The 15,925-nt window shown below is 64.5% G+C and carries 17 protein-coding genes; 6 read left to right on the top strand and 11 right to left on the bottom strand.

From position 1 onward, the window contains the following. Positions 1-357 precede the first annotated feature (357 nt). A complete protein-coding gene (locus tag ACSFC5_RS17460; RefSeq protein ID WP_440766522.1) occupies positions 358-1,041 on the top strand; it encodes a CRISPR-associated protein Cas4 in 684 nt (227 codons plus the stop codon). A 66-nt stretch (positions 1,042-1,107) separates the two neighbouring features. Here ACSFC5_RS17460 and ACSFC5_RS17465 read toward each other — a convergent pair whose 3' ends face one another. The 3 genes from ACSFC5_RS17465 to ACSFC5_RS17475 form a co-directional block, all read right to left on the bottom strand. Beyond that, positions 1,108-1,716, bottom strand: a complete 609-nt coding sequence (locus ACSFC5_RS17465) for an L-threonylcarbamoyladenylate synthase (protein ID WP_440766523.1) — start codon at positions 1,714-1,716, stop codon at positions 1,108-1,110. A 90-nt stretch (positions 1,717-1,806) separates the two neighbouring features. After that, the gene (locus ACSFC5_RS17470; RefSeq protein WP_440766524.1) at positions 1,807-2,319 is read right to left on the bottom strand and encodes a redoxin domain-containing protein; all 513 of its coding nucleotides are present in this window, start codon (positions 2,317-2,319) and stop codon (positions 1,807-1,809) included. Then, a complete protein-coding gene (locus ACSFC5_RS17475; RefSeq protein ID WP_440766525.1) occupies positions 2,319-2,597 on the bottom strand; it encodes a glutaredoxin family protein in 279 nt (92 codons plus the stop codon). Before ACSFC5_RS17475 ends, ACSFC5_RS17470 begins: the two co-directional genes overlap by 1 nt. Before the next feature lie 101 nt (positions 2,598-2,698). Between ACSFC5_RS17475 and ACSFC5_RS17480 the strand changes: the two genes are divergently transcribed. Then, positions 2,699-4,108 carry a hemolysin family protein gene (locus ACSFC5_RS17480; RefSeq protein WP_440766526.1) on the top strand — a complete coding sequence of 470 codons (1,410 nt, stop codon included), beginning with the start codon at positions 2,699-2,701 and terminating at the stop codon, positions 4,106-4,108. 23 nt (positions 4,109-4,131) lie between these two features. Here the strand turns inward: ACSFC5_RS17480 and ACSFC5_RS17485 are convergent, their stop codons facing one another. The 4 genes from ACSFC5_RS17485 to ACSFC5_RS17500 all read right to left on the bottom strand — a co-directional run bounded on the left by ACSFC5_RS17485 (position 4,132) and on the right by ACSFC5_RS17500 (position 7,518). Further along, positions 4,132-4,575 (bottom strand): acyl-CoA thioesterase, encoded by a 444-nt coding sequence (locus ACSFC5_RS17485; RefSeq protein WP_440766527.1) that lies wholly within the window; start codon positions 4,573-4,575, stop codon positions 4,132-4,134. Between the two features lie 197 nt (positions 4,576-4,772). Then, positions 4,773-5,186: a hypothetical protein gene (locus ACSFC5_RS17490; RefSeq protein ID WP_440766528.1), complete on the bottom strand. Its 414-nt coding sequence runs from the start codon at positions 5,184-5,186 to the stop codon at positions 4,773-4,775. Between the two features lie 155 nt (positions 5,187-5,341). After that, entirely contained in the window at positions 5,342-6,346 is a 1,005-nt protein-coding gene (locus tag ACSFC5_RS17495; protein WP_440766529.1) for an AAA family ATPase, read from the bottom strand. A 53-nt stretch (positions 6,347-6,399) separates the two neighbouring features. Beyond that, on the bottom strand, positions 6,400-7,518 hold the full coding sequence (locus tag ACSFC5_RS17500; RefSeq protein ID WP_440766530.1) for a DUF7282 domain-containing protein: 1,119 nt from the start codon (positions 7,516-7,518) through the stop codon (positions 6,400-6,402). Between the two features lie 200 nt (positions 7,519-7,718). Here ACSFC5_RS17500 and rnz point away from each other — a divergent pair, with 200 nt between their 5' ends. Next, positions 7,719-8,645 (top strand): ribonuclease Z, encoded by a 927-nt coding sequence (rnz, locus tag ACSFC5_RS17505; protein ID WP_440766531.1) that lies wholly within the window; start codon positions 7,719-7,721, stop codon positions 8,643-8,645. 194 nt (positions 8,646-8,839) lie between these two features. On the opposite strand, the gene ACSFC5_RS17510 is transcribed toward rnz, so the two are convergent. Continuing rightward, positions 8,840-9,655, bottom strand: a complete 816-nt coding sequence (locus ACSFC5_RS17510; protein ID WP_440766532.1) for a pentapeptide repeat-containing protein — start codon at positions 9,653-9,655, stop codon at positions 8,840-8,842. 183 nt (positions 9,656-9,838) lie between these two features. Here ACSFC5_RS17510 and ACSFC5_RS17515 point away from each other — a divergent pair, with 183 nt between their 5' ends. After that, positions 9,839-11,812, top strand: a complete 1,974-nt coding sequence (locus tag ACSFC5_RS17515; protein ID WP_440766533.1) for a DUF460 domain-containing protein — start codon at positions 9,839-9,841, stop codon at positions 11,810-11,812. Positions 11,813-11,842: 30 nt separating this feature from the next. Here the strand turns inward: ACSFC5_RS17515 and ACSFC5_RS17520 are convergent, their stop codons facing one another. After that, the gene (locus ACSFC5_RS17520) at positions 11,843-12,097 is read right to left on the bottom strand and encodes a DUF8015 family protein (protein WP_440766534.1); all 255 of its coding nucleotides are present in this window, start codon (positions 12,095-12,097) and stop codon (positions 11,843-11,845) included. 66 nt (positions 12,098-12,163) lie between these two features. Beyond that, a complete protein-coding gene (locus ACSFC5_RS17525; RefSeq protein WP_440766535.1) occupies positions 12,164-12,343 on the bottom strand; it encodes a DUF7470 family protein in 180 nt (59 codons plus the stop codon). 126 nt (positions 12,344-12,469) lie between these two features. On the opposite strand from ACSFC5_RS17525, the gene eif1A reads away from it, so the two are divergent. Continuing rightward, complete coding sequence (gene eif1A / locus ACSFC5_RS17530) at positions 12,470-12,760, top strand: translation initiation factor eIF-1A (protein WP_440766536.1); 291 nt, start codon at positions 12,470-12,472, stop codon at positions 12,758-12,760. 525 nt (positions 12,761-13,285) lie between these two features. Further along, positions 13,286-14,644, top strand: a complete 1,359-nt coding sequence (locus ACSFC5_RS17535; RefSeq protein ID WP_440766537.1) for a S8 family peptidase — start codon at positions 13,286-13,288, stop codon at positions 14,642-14,644. A gap of 77 nt (positions 14,645-14,721) precedes the next feature. On the opposite strand, the gene ACSFC5_RS17540 is transcribed toward ACSFC5_RS17535, so the two are convergent. Continuing rightward, the gene (locus ACSFC5_RS17540) at positions 14,722-15,834 is read right to left on the bottom strand and encodes a pyridoxal-phosphate-dependent aminotransferase family protein (RefSeq protein ID WP_440766538.1); all 1,113 of its coding nucleotides are present in this window, start codon (positions 15,832-15,834) and stop codon (positions 14,722-14,724) included. Positions 15,835-15,925 lie beyond the last annotated feature (91 nt).

Consider the following 15,925-nt stretch of genomic DNA (forward strand, 5'->3'; position numbering starts at 1 on the left):
TAAATAACCAGTCACAAATTTGCCACTTTCTGCGGTCAGTACAGGTGACGTACATACCACTGAAACTGACGACCCACGTGCGGTGGCGCACGCTGAGCCGCGGCGAACGGACAGTGAGACGCGGCTCGTAGCCGTGCGAGGGATGAGCGAATGAAATGAGCGAATCGGTTGGGGAGGACGTGGCAATCACCGCTGCCAGCGACAGCAGAACGCTCATTTTCATCGCATTCACGGCGAACACGTCACCGGCAAGTACACCCAGCGAGTGAGCGTACGTTACACGACACCTCATCTACCGGCCAGCGAATCGATAGCGTCGTCCGGAAATTTATATACAAATGGGCGGCCAGACGGCTCGTGTCTCGAGCCCACGTCTCGTTCAGCGACCTGCGAACGGCCGCTTACTGCCCCCGGAAGTGTTACTACCAGCGGACGAACGACAACGTCGATCGGGAGCCGCCATCGAAAGTCGAGTCGATTCGCGCCCTCGAGACACGGTACGAGGACCTGCTCGACGCTCTCACCGACACGCTCGAGTCGGAACCGATCGCCGTCTCCCCCGTACGATACCGCGACCGACTCGACGCGACGCGGGAGCGACTCGTCGACGCCGGCCACTGGAGCCGACTCCGCGATCCGGGCGCTCGAGACGTCTACGCCAGCGGTCGCGACTGCCACGGGATCGTCCACAAGGTCCTCGAGGAGCCCCTCGAGCCGGTGCTCGTGTCGACCGGCGAGCCGCCCGATCAGGGTATCTGGGAGCCCCAATCGGTTCACGCCGTTGCGGCCGCGAAGGCGCTGGCCTGGGAACACCAGCAGCGTGTCGATCGGGCCTGGCTCGAGTACCCCGCCCACGGCGTGATCCGGTCGGTCGACCTGACGACGCGACGGAAGGCCCGATACCGCCGCGCGCTCCGAACGGTCCGCGAACTCGACGGGCCGCCGGCCCGGACGACCAATCGGTCGAAGTGCGAGTCCTGCGAGTTCGCGACGCAGTGTGGCGTTCGGACGCGAACGCTGCGCTCGCTGCTCGGATTCTGAACCGCAGCTCGGTTCGGGTTGCAGCGGCTCGGGTACCTGGCGGCCGACCAGCGACTCAATGGTCAGTCAGTAGTCCTCGAGCCACGCCTCGATCGCTTCGGCCAGCGCACCGCGACGGTGAATCGTTCCCGTCGAGACGTCCACGACGGTACTTTCACTCGTCGCGTCGAACTCGCTCGGATCGGCCTCGAGAACGACCGCTTCCTCGAGTACTCGATCGCCAATTTCGTCGACTCGTTTGGCACTCGGTTCCCCGCTGACGTTGGCGCTCGTGGCCGTGATCGGTCGCTCGGCGAGCTCGAGGAGCGCGAGTGCGGGCTCGCAGTCGGGGACTCTGATCCCGACGCGATCCCGGCCCGCTGTGAGGACGTCGGGAACGGACTCCGTGCGCTCACAGAGCAGCGTTACGGGTCCGGGGAGAAATTCCGCGCCAAACGCCCGTTCGCGCTCGCTCGCTCGAACGTACCCGTCCTCGACGGCCGTCTCGAACGTCGGGACGGCGAACGAGATCGGTTTCGACCGGTCTCTCCCCTTCACCTCGAAGACGCGCTCGACGGCGTCGGCATCGAGCGCGTCGGCGCCGAGTCCGTAGACGGTTTCGGTCGGATACACCACTAGCTCGCCCGCACGGATCGCCGTCGCCGCGCGCTCGAGTGCGTCTGCGTCCGCGGTCATGCGTCAGTATCGCCGCGTCCGCGGCAAAAGCGTACCGCCCTGTCCGCTGGCGGCGTGCAGCCGGTGGGTTTCGGGTCGAGAGTCGACCGACTACTCGAGCCCTAACCGCTCCTCGAGGTCGTCGTACTCGGGGAACTCGGGCCACTCGGTGGCGACCCAGGCGGCGTCGACGGTTAGATCCGGCTCGAGGGCGAAGAACGCGAGCCGCGGCTCGCTGATTCCGTCCATCCCGTCGAGCTCGTGGGCGATGCCGTAGGCGTCGGCGATATCGTTGGCCGGATCGGCGAAGATGCCGACCGGCAGCCCGTTCTCGTCGAGGAACTGCGAGATGCCGTACGGCGTCGAGGCGGTGACGCCGACGACGCGGTCCGCGCGGTCGGCCCAGTCGCGCTCGTCGAGTTCGTCCCAGACGTACTTGGCGACGAACGACCCGATCATGGGCGTGAAGACGACGATCGTTCGGCCGCCCTCGCCGGCGAGCGAGGAGAGTCTCCGGTCCTCCCAGAACTCGTCGGTCACGAGCGGACGGGAGATATCGGGCGCTTCGTCACCCGGCTCGAGGTGATCCGTTGGTCCGAGATCGACGACCTCGAAGTCGGGCATTAGTTCTCGCCTCCGTAGGTCGACTCGAGGTAGTTCACGATGTTCGCGCTCTCGGCCATCGTCACGCCGGTGGTCTCGTCGACGACGACGGGGACGGTGCGGACGCCGGCGACGCGCTTGACGACGTCTCGCCGCGAGTGGAGCGGTTCGACGAACCGCGAGCGGTAGTCGAGATCGTACGCCTCGAGCAGTCGTGCGACGCGTTCGCAGTACGGACACGCCTGCAGGCGGTAGAACGTGATCGGCGCCTCGCCGTCTGCACTGGTGGCTGCTCCCATAGCCGTTCGTTGGGGAAACGGGTGGGTAAACGTGTCGTCGCCGGCGAACCAGGGGATAAATGGTAAACGGTTAACCGATCCAGCTATTATGAACGACATCAATGGCGTTGTCTCCGCTGCTCGAGGTCGTGTTTGCTGCGTACGACGTGCCCATCCTGGATCTCGCGTTCGAACAGTCGACGGTGACGATCGTCGGGGCCCTCGCTGTGGTGGTCCTCATCCTGCTTTCGGGATTCTTCTCCTCCTCGGAGATCGCGATGTTCAACCTGCCCAAACACCGCATCGAGGGGATGGTCGAGGACGAGGTTCCGGGGGCGGCGCTCGTCAAGTCCCTCAAGGACGATCCACACCGACTTCTCGTGACGATTCTCGTCGGCAACAACATCGTCAACATCGCGATGTCCTCGATCGCCACGGCGATTCTCTCCATCTACTTCGGCGGACTGGTCGGCGTGTTGCTGGCCACCTTCGGGATCACCGCCCTCGTCCTCCTGTTCGGTGAGAGCGTTCCCAAGTCCTACGCGGTCGAGAACACCGAATCGTGGGCGCTTCGCATCTCGAAGCCGCTCAAGACGACGGAGTACCTGCTGTTCCCGCTCATCATCCTCTTCGATTACCTCACGCGCCAGGTGAACAGGCTTACGGGGTCGACCGGCGCGATCGAATCGCCCTACGTCACTCGCGACGAGATCCAGGAGATGATCGAGTCGGGCGAGCGCGAGGGGGTCTTAGAGGAGGAAGAACACGAGATGCTCACGCGGATATTCCGCTTTAACAACACTATCGTCAAGGAGGTCATGACGCCGCGACTCGATATGACGGCAGTTCCGAAAGACGCGAGCATCGACGAAGCTATCGAGACCTGTATTCAGAGCGGCCACGCGCGGATCCCCGTCTACGAGGGCAGTCTCGACAACGTCCAGGGCGTCGTTCACATCCGCGACCTCGTACGGGACCTTAATTACGGCGAGACCGAGGTCGAGGATCTGGAACTCGACGATCTCATTCAGCCGACGCTCCACGTCCCCGAATCGAAGAACGTCGACGAACTGCTGACCGAGATGCGCGAAAACCGGATGCACATGGCGATCGTCATCGACGAGTTCGGCACCACCGAGGGGCTGGTGACCGTCGAGGACATGATCGAGGAGATCGTCGGCGAGATCCTCAAGTCGGGGGAAGACGAGCCGATCGAGGAGGTCGACGAGCGGACCGTCATCGTCCGCGGCGAGGTCAACATCGAGGACGTCAACGAGGCCCTCGACATCGATCTGCCGGAGGGCGAGGAGTTCGAGACGATTGCCGGCTTCATCTTCAACCGCGCGGGCCGACTCGTCGAGGAGGGCGAGGAGATCACCTACGACGGCGTCCGCATCACCGTCGAGGACGTCGAGAACACTCGCATCATGATGGCGCGGCTGCGGAAACTCGAGCAGCCGCCCGACCCGGACGACGAGGACGGAGACGTGGAAGCGGCGGAAACGGACGAGGAGTCGATGGTGCGGGACTGATCGTCGTCCGGCTGTCTCGCCGACTACGTGCCGTCTTCGACGTCGAGCATCCGTTCGCGAAGCGCTCTGCCTCGATCGGAACCGACCGTCAGTTCCGGAACGGGAACGGTGGATCCGTCCTCGTCGATCGCGACGAACGTAAACGAGGATTCGGTCGTCCGTTCGGTCTCGCCGCTTCTCGGCTCTTCGCGCCACGCCCGCAAACCGACGTGGACGCTCGTCCGACCCACGTCGTAGACGAAGGCCTCGACCAACGCGGTGTCGCCGATCCCGATCGGTCGCTCGAAGTCGAGTTCGTTGACGCGGGCGGTGACGCAGGTCTCGCCGGCGAAGCGCATCGCCGACATGGCACCGACCTCGTCCAACCACTTCATCAGGTTGCCGCCGTGGAGCGTGTCGTTGTTGTTCGCGTGATTCGGCTGGACGCGAAATCGGTTCTGAATGTGCGTCTCGAGAATGGTCGGCATACGACCTTCTTCGCAGGAGGGGGTGAAGAAAACACGGACTGAACCGCACGTCTCACGCGGCGATTCCTGGGAACTCCCGTCTCTCGCTCGACTCCCTTCGCTGACTCGCGTCTTTCGTTCGACTTTGCCCGCCGACTCGCGTCTCTCGCTCGAATATCTCCGCCGACTCGTGCATCGGCGTGGTCACGAACGGTCCGTCAGCGTTCGTTCGTCGTCTCGGTGGTCGTCTCCTCGAGTTTCTCGTCGATGACGTGTACGGTCCGCTCGAGGACCGCGGCGCTGACCACGTAACCGCGGTCGCGAAGTCGTTCGCGGTACCGGCGGAGCGCGACCGATAGTCGGAGCGCATCGGAGCGTCGAACCTCCACGGTTTCTCCCCGTTGCCGTGCGTCCGCCATCTCGAGTCGGAGTGTTCGATGCCGGTGTGCTTCGCCGAGGGCGTCCGCTTCCATGGCCGATTCGGCCATCTTGTCCAGTGCGTACAGACACGCGTCGAAGTGTTCCTCCTCCTCCTCGTCGAGGTAGATCGGATCGGTTACCTCGTCGAGTCGGTTCAGCGCCCCGTATAGCGTGTCGAACGAGTCGTTCATCCGTATTCGATCTGAACACACTGTTGCTGATTACTATACGATGGATAAAACGTTGTAGAGTACGGATTCCGGCCGATTTGCGTGGATTCACCCCTGCTGATTTTCCGCTGTAATCTCACACGCCGTCGAGCTTCGGTTTCCGATCTCGCACCCGTTACGCCGAGGGGACGGGGTGCTCAGGCGTTCCGTCCCAGCTCAGCCAACAGATGCGAGACGTGAATTCGATCGCTCGAGCCCTCGTGCATCTCGAATTCGATGTCGGCGGCCAGTCGGTGCATCCGGGCCAGTTTCTCGCCCTGGTATCGTTTGCGGGCGACGCCGAGAATCGAGTCGACGACTTCCTCGCCGTCGAGTCCCTCGTCGACGAGCAGGTCGTCCAGCGCTTTGCGAGCGTCCGTGAACCGTCCCGCTTCGGCGTCGTCGAGCATCGCCTCGATCTCGTCCTCGAGCCCGACCTCCCCGATCGTCTCGTAGGCCGCCTGCATCGTCAGCTCGCCCTCATCCTCGACGGTCGTCTGGGCGGCCAGAATGGCCTGTCGGAGGTTCCCGTTCGCGTAGCCCGCGACGAACTCGAGGCCGTCGTCCTCGTAGTCGACCCCCTCAGCTGCGACGATTCGCTCGAGAACGGTCACGATTTCGCGACTCGAGGGCGCCCGGAAGGAGACGGGGAAACACCGCGAGCGGATCGGCGGGATGAGCTTGGTGGGCTGGCGGGTGGCGATGATAAACTGCGTCGTCCGGTGGTGTTGCTCCATGATCCGACGCAGCGCCTGCTGGAAGTCCTCGCGGACGTCCTCGGCGTTGTCCAGCAGGATCGTCTTGTACTCGCCGGAGACGGAGGCGTAGCTCGCCGACTCCTTTAAGACGTGGTTGATCATGTCCCGTTTGGACATCGAGGAGCGGCCGACGAGGAACTGCTCGAAGCGCGGATCGTTCTTGATCTCGGTCTTCGTCCGGCCGAAGAAGTCGGCGACGTTGATCTCGATCAGGTCGTTATCCGGGTCCGTATGCGCTTGCCGGGCGAGTGCGCGCGCCGCGGCCGTCTTCCCGCTGCCGGGTGGCCCCTGCAGGAGGAGGTTGATCGGCTCGTCGACGGCACGCTCTAAGTACTCTCGAGCGTCGTCCTGTGGCAACTCGGCCAGCTCGGGGGCGTGGGTGTCGGTCCACAGCGGCGCGTCCATCGCCAGTCGGTAGGAACGGGGCGGGTAAGAATCGGTCGGTTGCTCGTCGTGTGCTACGTTTCGGTTTCGCTCGCTTCGCCCTCGGTGTCCTCCTCTTGTGCGGCATCCGCGATCGTGAACGTCGTTTCGACGCGCTCGCCGTCATCGTCCTCGAACGGGGTCGGCTCGTCGTCATCCGACTCGCCCTCGTAGAGGGCTGCGGTGAGTTCCTCGTCGTCGACCTCGACATCCTCGTCGAACTCGGCCGTGACGTTGCTGTGTTCGCCGGGATCGAGGTCGTCGCTCGTTCCGACGAGGCTGCCGTTCTCGGCTTCGATCCCGACGAAGCCGTCGACGGGGATCGCGACGTCGGTCGTAACGTTTGCCTCGCTCGCGTCGACCACCTCGACCGCGGGATCGGTGTGGAACTCGAGGGCGATGGTCGTGACGGCGCCGTCGGCGTCGGTGTAGACGCCGATCGGCTGCTCGCCCGGCGGCGCGCCGACCGTGTCGATCTGGAAGGTTACCTCGCGGGTCTCGTCGCCGTCCAGTTCGAGCACCTGTTGCTCGAGAACGGTGCCGCCGAGGCGGAACTCGACGTTCTGTTGGGTCTGGAGCTCCGTCGGGTTGGTGATCTCGGCGGTGATCTCGATCGTCTCGTTCGTGGTCGCCGCGGCGGGGGCGTCGATCGAGTCGACGGTGAACGAGTCCGAGAGCGCGTCGTCGTCCACGGTCGTCGTCACCGACGCCGTGTCCGAGACGGGGAACCCGTTCTCGAGGTAGGGTCGATCCTCCTCGCCTTCGGTCTCCTCGTAGGCGTAGCCGTCGCCGGTCGTATCCTGGTGGACCGTCGCGGTGAGCTGTCCGACGAGCTCCGCCTCGGCGTCTTCCCCGCGCTCGATTGTCACGTTCTCGTGGGTGCCCGACTCGAGATAGTCGGAGACGGCGAGCGGCTCGTCACCGCCGTCGGTGATGACGACGAAGCCGCCGTCCGAGAGGGTAACTTCGCCGATCTCGACGCTCTCGCCGTCGCCTTGCTGATCCTCGAACTCGATTGATGCTTCGGGGTCGTTCTCGACGCCGAAGATGGCGGGGGCCTGTCCGACGACGATTCCCGCGGCGAGTACGATCGCGATCGCGATCAGGATCGCGCCGACGCGTTTGATGGTTCCCAGTGTCGATTTGGCGCTCATGGAGGCTACCTGTGGTGGCTGTCGCGGAACGATTCCCGGTCGATCGCGGACGCCATTACGAGTCGTTTCACGGTCCATCGATGTAAAACGTCGAGGTGATTCGCCCCCTCCGGTAATTGCAGTTCGTTGAAAACAGTCTCACAGTTCGATATCGACGCGATCCGAAGGCCGTATACTCCTCCCGGACCGAACAGCAATCGATGCCACTGCGCGTGACGTTTCTGGGGACGGCCGGGGCGATTCCGACGACGGAGCGAAACCCGAGCAGTATCTTCGTCGCTCGAGAGGGCGAGCAGTTGCTGTTCGACGCCGGCGAGGGAACCCAGCGCCAACTGATGCGATTCGGCACCGGATTCTCGATCTCGCACCTGTTCGTCACGCACCTCCACGGCGACCACGTCCTCGGCATTCCCGGACTGCTCCAGACGATGGCCTTCAACGACCGCGAGGAACGGCTGGCGATTCACGCGCCCCAGGGCACGCGCCGCCAGCTGAAGTCGCTGGTGAACGCGCTCAGCAACCGCCCCTCGTTTCCGGTGCGGATCGACGAAGTCGGCGACGGCGACGTCGCCTATCGCGCCGACGAGTACGAGATTCGCGTCTTCGAGACGGACCACGACGCTCGGTCGGTGGGCTACGCCCTCGTCGAGGACGACCGCAAGGGTCGCTTCGACCGCGACCGCGCCGAGGAGCTCGGCGTTCCGGTCGGCCCGAAGTTCTCGAAACTCCACGCCGGCGAGTCCGTCGAACTCGAGGACGGCACCGTCGTCGACCCCGACCAGGTCGTCGGCGAGCCCCGCCCCGGCCGGTCGGTCGTCTACACCGGCGACACGCGACCGATGACGGCGACGATCGAAGTCGCGGACGAACCCGATCTGTTGATCCACGACGCGACGTTCGCCGACGACCGGATCGACCGGGCCGCGAAGACGGCCCACTCGACGGCCCGGCAGGCCGCAGAAATAGCGAATCGCGCGGGAGCGGACCGCCTCGCTCTGGTGCACCTCTCCTCTCGGTACGCGGGCCACGTCGGGGACCACCTCGAGCAGGCCCGCGAGGTGTTCGAGGGCGAGGTGTTCCTCCCGGACGACGGGGACGAACTCGAGATTTCGTACCCCGACGCGTGATACGGTTTACTGTAAGTCATTTCCGGCGCAACCGCGATCCGGACGACGGTTGCGCCGGTAAATCGTTACGGTAATCCGTATGAGCCAATCGGCGCGCGACTCGATGGTGGGCCCGCGCCACAGTTTCGACCGGTACTCATCCCTGGCGTGTCGTTTCCGACCCGTAAAACTCTCGCTGTTTCCATTAGAATCAGTCAGAGCCGGTCGACATAGCCTCCACAGTCCGCCGTCTCGCACTCGGTGCCGTCGAGCCACGTCGCACCGGTGAGGTCGGCGTCGGTGAGATCCGCACCGACCGGATACGAACTCGTTAGATCGGCTCCCGTGAGGTCCGCGCCCGAGAGGTCGACGGTCGGAAAGATGGCGTCGGTCAGATCGGCATCCGCGAGATTCGCATCGGAGAGGTCGGCGTTCGGGAGGGTTGCGTCGGTCAGATCCGCACCGGACAGGTTGGCCTCGGAGAGGGTGGCGTCCTCGAGGTTCGCATCGACTACTTCCGCACCCGAGAGATCTGCCCTCGAGAGATCCGTCTCCGAGAGGTCGACCCCCGTGAGATCGGCGTCGGCGAGGCTCACGTCGGCGAGTTCCTCGCCGGAGAGCGTCACGCTCGAGAGATCGATACCGGAGAGGTTCACACCGGTGATGTTCGCGTTCGTGAGCGCGCCGATCAGGACCGTCGCGTCCCTGAGGTCCGCGTCCCTGAGATCCGCACCCTCGAACGTCGCGAGAAAGAGATCCGCCTCGCTGAGGTTTCCTCCGCGGAGGTCCGCGTTCGTCAGCGTCGCCTTCGAGAGGTCGGCACCCGACAGATCACAGCCCGACAGGTCCGCGCCCTCGAGATCGGCTTCGGACTCGATCGTGTGGCCGTTGCACTCCTCTCCGCCGATGCCGTGTCCCGCGAGACAGCCCGACAGCCCGACGGCGACGCTGCTGGCGGCGGCACCGACGCCCCGGAGGAGTCGGCGTCTGGACGGCCTCGAGTCAGCGCGCGTGGGGTCGCTGTCTGACATACGTACGTCACCCGGTTGCTTCGTTCATCGAAGAAGGATAATGTGTTGTCAAATCTTTTGTGGTCCGGCGGTCTCGAGCGAGCGTCCCCGCTCGAGTCGGAACAGTCGCTATCAGCGCTCGTCTCGCGACGGCTGGCACGAACCCGCGCCGGATTTATCACCGACTCGCCCCTAGAGCCGGCCGTGAGTACGCGAACGAGTGCCCTCGATGCGGTCGTCTTCGGCGTCGATATTCAGAGCGGTGACGTGCGGGGTGACGCTCCGTCGTACGCGCTCGTCGTCTACGACGGCGAGGACGTGAGTCGGGATGTCGTCTCCCACCGCAAACTCCGACGACTGATCGAGGACGAGGAGCCGGCGATCATCGCGACGGACAACATGTACGAGTTGGCTGCCGACAAGGACCAGCTCATCCACTTTTTGGGCTCGCTTCCCTCCGGAACGAAACTCGTCCAGGTGACGGGAGCGGAACAGCCCGAACCGCTCTCCCGCGTCGCGAAACGCCACGGCATTCCCTACGGGAAAGATCCGATGCAGGAAGCCGAGGCCGCGGCCCGACTGGCCGCCCACAACGTCGGCCACGAGGTGTCGGCCTTTACGGATACCACGGAAGTCAAGGTCTCGAGGGGGCGTTCGACCGGCAGCGGGGGCTGGAGCGAAGACCGCTTTACCCGCCGCATTCACGGCTCGGTCAGGAAACGAGCCCGCGAAGTCGAATCCGAACTCGAGGACGAAAACCTCGAGTACGAAACGGACGTCCGCGAGGCCTACGGCGGCTTCGCGAACGCCGTCTTCACCGTTCAGGCCCGGCCGCAGGACATCCCCGTCTCGCGCAACCGCGCGGGCGACGTCCGCGTCGAAATCGAACGCGAACGGCGGGACGGCATCGAGTTCCGGCCGCTCGTCAAACGCCGGGACCACGTCGTCGTCGGGATCGATCCGGGGACGACGACCGCCGTCGCGATCGTCTCGCTCGAGGGCGAGGTGCTCGACGTCTGGAGTTCGCGTACCAGCGACACCGCCGACGTGATCGAGTGGATCGTCGAGCGCGGTCGGCCGATCATCGTCGCGGCGGACGTGACGCCGATCCCCGAAACCGTCGAGAAGTTCCGCCGGAGCTTCGACGCCGCGCGCTGGACGCCGACGAGCGATCTGCCGATCGACGAGAAACAGCACCGGACGCGCGAGGAGCCCTACGACGACGACCACCAACGGGACGCAATGGCCGCTGCCCTCTACGCCGTCGACGACCACGAGGATCAGTTCGAGCGCATCGCCGACAAACTCCCGCCGGGACTCGATCGCGGCGAGGTGACCGCTCGCGTCGTCGCAGGCGAGGAGAGCGTCGAGGCTGTCCTCCGGGATCTGGACGACGACGAGGAGCCCGAAGCGGAGTCGACGGAACACGAACCCCGCGAACTCACCGAGGAGGAACAACGGATCAAGGATCTCGAGCGACAGGTCGACCGCCTCCAGTCACACGTCGGGACGCTCGAGGGCCGCATCGAGGACCGCGACGATCGGATCGACGAACTCGAGTCGAAACTCAGTCTCGCACGCCGAGAGGAACGCACGCAGGTTCGCACGGACCGAGAGGTGAATCGGCTCGAGCGGAAGGCGAACCGCCTCGAGCGCGAGCGCGACGAGGCTCGCGAGGCGGTCAAAGATCTCGAGGGTAAAGTCGAACGGATGAAGGCGCTCTGGAAGCTCGATCACTCGAACTTCAGCGACGTCTCGGCGAAAAAGGAGGGGCTGGTCCCCGTCAAGGTGATCGAGAAGTTCACGAAGGGGGCGATCCGCGAGGCCGACGAACAGTACGGCATCGCCGCCGGCGACGTCGTCTTCGTTCGGGACGCGAGCGGGGCCGGGAAATCGACGGCGGACCTCCTCGCGGGCTTCGAGCCGAGAGTCGTCCTGAAGCAAGGCGGGCTCTCGGAGATCGCCGACGAGATCCTCTTCGACGAGGAGATCCCGGTCGGGCCGGCCGACGACGTCGCCATGCAGGAGGTCGACGAACTGGCCGTCGCCCGCGAGGACGACGTCGAGGCCGTTATCGACGACTGGCACGAGCGAGCCGAAGAGCGCGAGCGAAACCGCAAGGCGTCGATGGTCGACCAACTCATCAGCGAACACCGAGCCGGCGACAACGAAGTCTGATATCGCAGCCGCGGTCTCTCAGCTCACCGCTCAGTCCGCCGTGTTGACCGGTGAGAGCACCTGCGGCACCGCTTCGACCGCGACCTCCTCGGTCAGATCCTCCGGTTCGTCGACCGGCCCGTTGACGAACAGCGCGTGCGCGATGAAGCCGATCGCCACGATTCCCAGCGCGGCGATCGAGAGCTCGATCGCGACCGGCGTCGCGTAGCCGATTCCCGCTCCGAGACCGAGGCTCGCGGCGATACAGACCAACACCAGGTCGTAGTAGTGGAGCGCGTATCCCATGCCACTATAGAGTCGCCGAAGTGACAAAATAGTTCGGAGCGCAATCGCAGCGTCGGCTCTCGTTCGTCAGAACATCCCGAAGCTCTGGAGCAGTCCCGAGATCAGCGCCTTGACGACCAGTCCGAGCCCGGCGAGGACCATCGCCATCCCGGCGGCGATCAGGAGACTCTCGTAGGCGATGAGTCCGATTCCGGCGAGCACGATAACGAGACCGACGATTCCCAGCGGTCCGAGATTCTGCAACATACGCAGGAGTGCCGAGCGGAGGAAAATAAACGGCGTGGTTTCCCGGCCTCGAGAGTCACTGCCGGCGCGTGAACGCGCTCGCAAAATCGATAAAACATTAAACCGCTCGGCTCCGAACCACGACGTATGAGCGACGACGGCTCGGGCGGTCGGAAGAACCTCCGGATGCCGGAGGACGACGAGGTGTTCGCGACCGTCACCAACATGCTCGGGGCGAATCGGGTGAAAGTACGGTGTGCCGACGGTCAGGAGCGCACTGCGCGGATCCCCGGCAAGATGCAAAAGCGCATCTGGATCCGCGAGGACGACGTCGTCCTCGTCGAGCCGTGGGACTGGCAGGACGAGAAGGCCGACATCACCTGGCGCTACGAGAAGAGCGAGGCCGACCAGCTTCGGCAGGAAGGCCATATCCAGTAAAACGAAATTTTACGCTGCGTTCTTGCGGGCTGACGACAGCGTAGCTGTCGCACAGCCCGCTGTCACTCGGTAAAATCCTCAAAAGAGCGCTTCGCGCTCTTTTGGACCTCGCGGGATCGAAGATCCCGCTCAGTTTCGATCAAAAGCACTCCTCCTTCCGTTCCGGCCACTCCGTGGCCTCCACATCAGTCGTCGGCCCGCTCGCAGCCTAACGGCTGCTCGCGGTGAACAGCATCGCTCGGGTTCTTCGAACCGCTCGCTCGCTGATAGAACACTGGTGGATGTTTCACCGGCTGTACCGCAAATTCTCTGCGCAGCGGCCTGCCCTTCCCCGGTTCGTCCGCTCCTCGCAACGCTCGGAGCGGACTCACGGCCGTCGTTTTGTCTATACGATCTTTGCAGATCAGCCGATGAGAACCGAGAGCGAGCGCATTCACGCCCACGCGAACGCGGGCGTACGTGACTACTACCCGAATACGAGCATCGTACAGAAAGCTTATCTCTTAGATTTACATTCACGTACGCATGACTCTCAGTCGACGCCAGCTCCTGCAGGGTGTCGGAGTCGGCGTCTCCGCGGGACTGATCGGACTCTCGGGATCTGCGTCGGCGTCTGCGTCTTCGTCAGCAACTGCTACCCGCAGGGTGTTCGTCCACCCGCGCGACGGACTGCTGGGTGAGGTACTCGGTGTCGTCGATGGTCTCGGCGGGACGACACTCCACAGGTTCGACAACTTCGAGTTCGTGGTCGCGGAAGTGCCGTCGAACAGCCTGGACGAGTTGCGCGGCGACCGTCGCGTGTCGTTCGTCGAAGAGGACGACGAGACGAGGATCCCCTCGGACTGGTCGCCGTCCCTCTCGGATATTCTGAACCCGCCGGATCGCTCCGACTGTTCGACCCACCCCGACCAGCGACCGTCCTGGGGCGTCGAACGTATCGGTGCCGACGACGTCGCCCCGTCCGGGTCGGGCGTCGACGTGGGGATTCTCGACACGGGTATCGAGTCGGACCACTGCAGCCTGTCGGTCGCCGGCGGACGGAACTTCACCAGCGACGGGGGACCGACCGACTACGAGGATCGCCACGGTCACGGGACGCACGTCGCCGGCATCGCGGGTGCGTCGGACAACGGCCGCGGCGTCGTCGGCGTCGCTCCCGAAGCGAACCTGTACGCGGTGAAGGTGCTCGGCGACGACGGCTCCGGTCGGTACAGCGAACTGATCGCCGGAATCGACTGGTGCATGTCGAACGACGTGGAACTGATCTCGATGAGCCTCGGCGGCGAGGAATCGAGCTCCACGCTGGACGACGCGATCGAGGCCGCACACTCCGCGGGGCACCTCCTGCTCTGTGCGGCCGGCAACGAAGGGAACGACGGCGGTGACGCCTGCGACGAGGAGACGATGACCCACCCGGCGATGCACGACGACGTCGTCGCGGTCACCGCGATGGACGAGGACGATCGGTTGGCGTCCTACAGCAGCGTCGGCTCGGCCGTCGACCTGCTGGCGCCGGGAACGGAGATCAACTCGACCACAATCGACAACCAGTACGCGCAGGCGAGCGGGACGAGCATGGCCTGCCCGTTCGTCACCGGCGTCGCGGCGCTGGTCTGGGAAACCCGCGAGGAGTCCGGACCGGGACCGAACGACGCGGTCAGGGAGATCCTCGGCGAGACGGCGGAGGACGTGCTCGGTACGTGTGCGGAGGGCGACGGACTCGTCGACGCCCGCGCCGCGGTCGGCGACGAGCGCGCGACCGACGGTGGCAGTCACGAGACGGATCGAGCCGGCGGATTCTTCGACGGACTCCGGTCCGTGGTCGAACGGCTCGCGGACCTGCTCGCGAGCTTCTTCGAGTGGCTCCGGCGGCTGTTCTCGTAGCTGCCGTTGCGGTACGACCGGAGTGATCGGCGAAAAGTGGTCTTCTGACCGACTGCGCTACACGCTTCGACCGACGATTACAGTCCGGCGACGTCTTCGATGGCGTCGGTCAGTTCCTTGATCGACTCGAGGTCGTGTTCGCCCATGTGACCGATTCGGAACGTTTTCTCGCCGAGCTGCGAGCCGTAGCCGTTCGAAAAGACCATCCCGTACTCCTCGTCGACGGTCTCGATGGTGTCGGCGACGTCGATCCCCTGGGTGTTCTCGATACAGGCTACCGTCTGGGATTCGTAGCCCGCCTCGGGGAACATCGCGAAGTGCTCGTCGGCCCACTCGCGGGTGTATTCGGCCATCTCCCGGTGGCGCTCGTGGCGGGCGTCGTGGCCCTCTTCGAGCATGTATTTCATCTGCTTGCGGTAGGCCAGCATGATCGGTATCGCGGGCGTGGAGTGGGTCTGGCCCTTCCGGTCGTAGTAGTCGAGCGTGCGCTGGAAGCCGCCGTACCACGAGGCCGAGTCGGACTCGAGTTCGCGCTCGTAGGCCGCGTCGCTGACGACACAGACCGCGAGTCCGGGTGGCATGGCGAAGGCCTTCTGGGTGGAAGCGAAGATGACGTCGATGTTGTGTTCGTCGATATCGACGTAGTCGCCGCCAAGTGCGGAAACCGCGTCGACAACGAAGCACGTGTCCGGGTAGTCGGCGACGACATCGCCGATCTCCTCGATCGGGTTGCGGACGCCGGTCGAACTCTCGTTCATGACGGTCGCGACGACGTCGTACTGTTTGTCGCTCGTCTCGAGAGTCTCACGGATGTCGTCGGGTTTAATCGCTTCGCCCCACTCGTACTCGAGGCGGTCGACGTCCTTCCCGAGTCGCTCGGCGACGTTCGCGTGGCGCTCGCTGAAACTCCCGCAGGTTGGGACGAGGATACTCTCGTCGACGAGGTTGAGCGTCGAGGCTTCCCAGAACTCCGTTCCCGACGCGGTCAGGATCACGAGTTCGTTCTCGGTGCCGAGGAACGCCTTCGTATCCTCGACGATGGTCGTATAGAGGTCCGTCATTCGGTCCATGCGATGGCCGAACATCGGCTCGCACATCGCCTCGAGAACGTCCTCGCGGACCTCGGTCGGTCCCGGAATATACAGCGTTTTGTCGGGGTACTCGTCTTTGTACTCGCGTTTTTCGGTCACGAAAACCACCTGATACGCGCTACTGGGTCGCGAGACGGTATGGTACTTTTGATGCCGCACCCGTTGGCAGTTCTCGCCGCATCTTGCTTTC

It is taken from the genome of Natronorubrum marinum (assembly GCF_052040125.1).
Classification (GTDB): domain Archaea; phylum Halobacteriota; class Halobacteria; order Halobacteriales; family Natrialbaceae; genus Natronorubrum.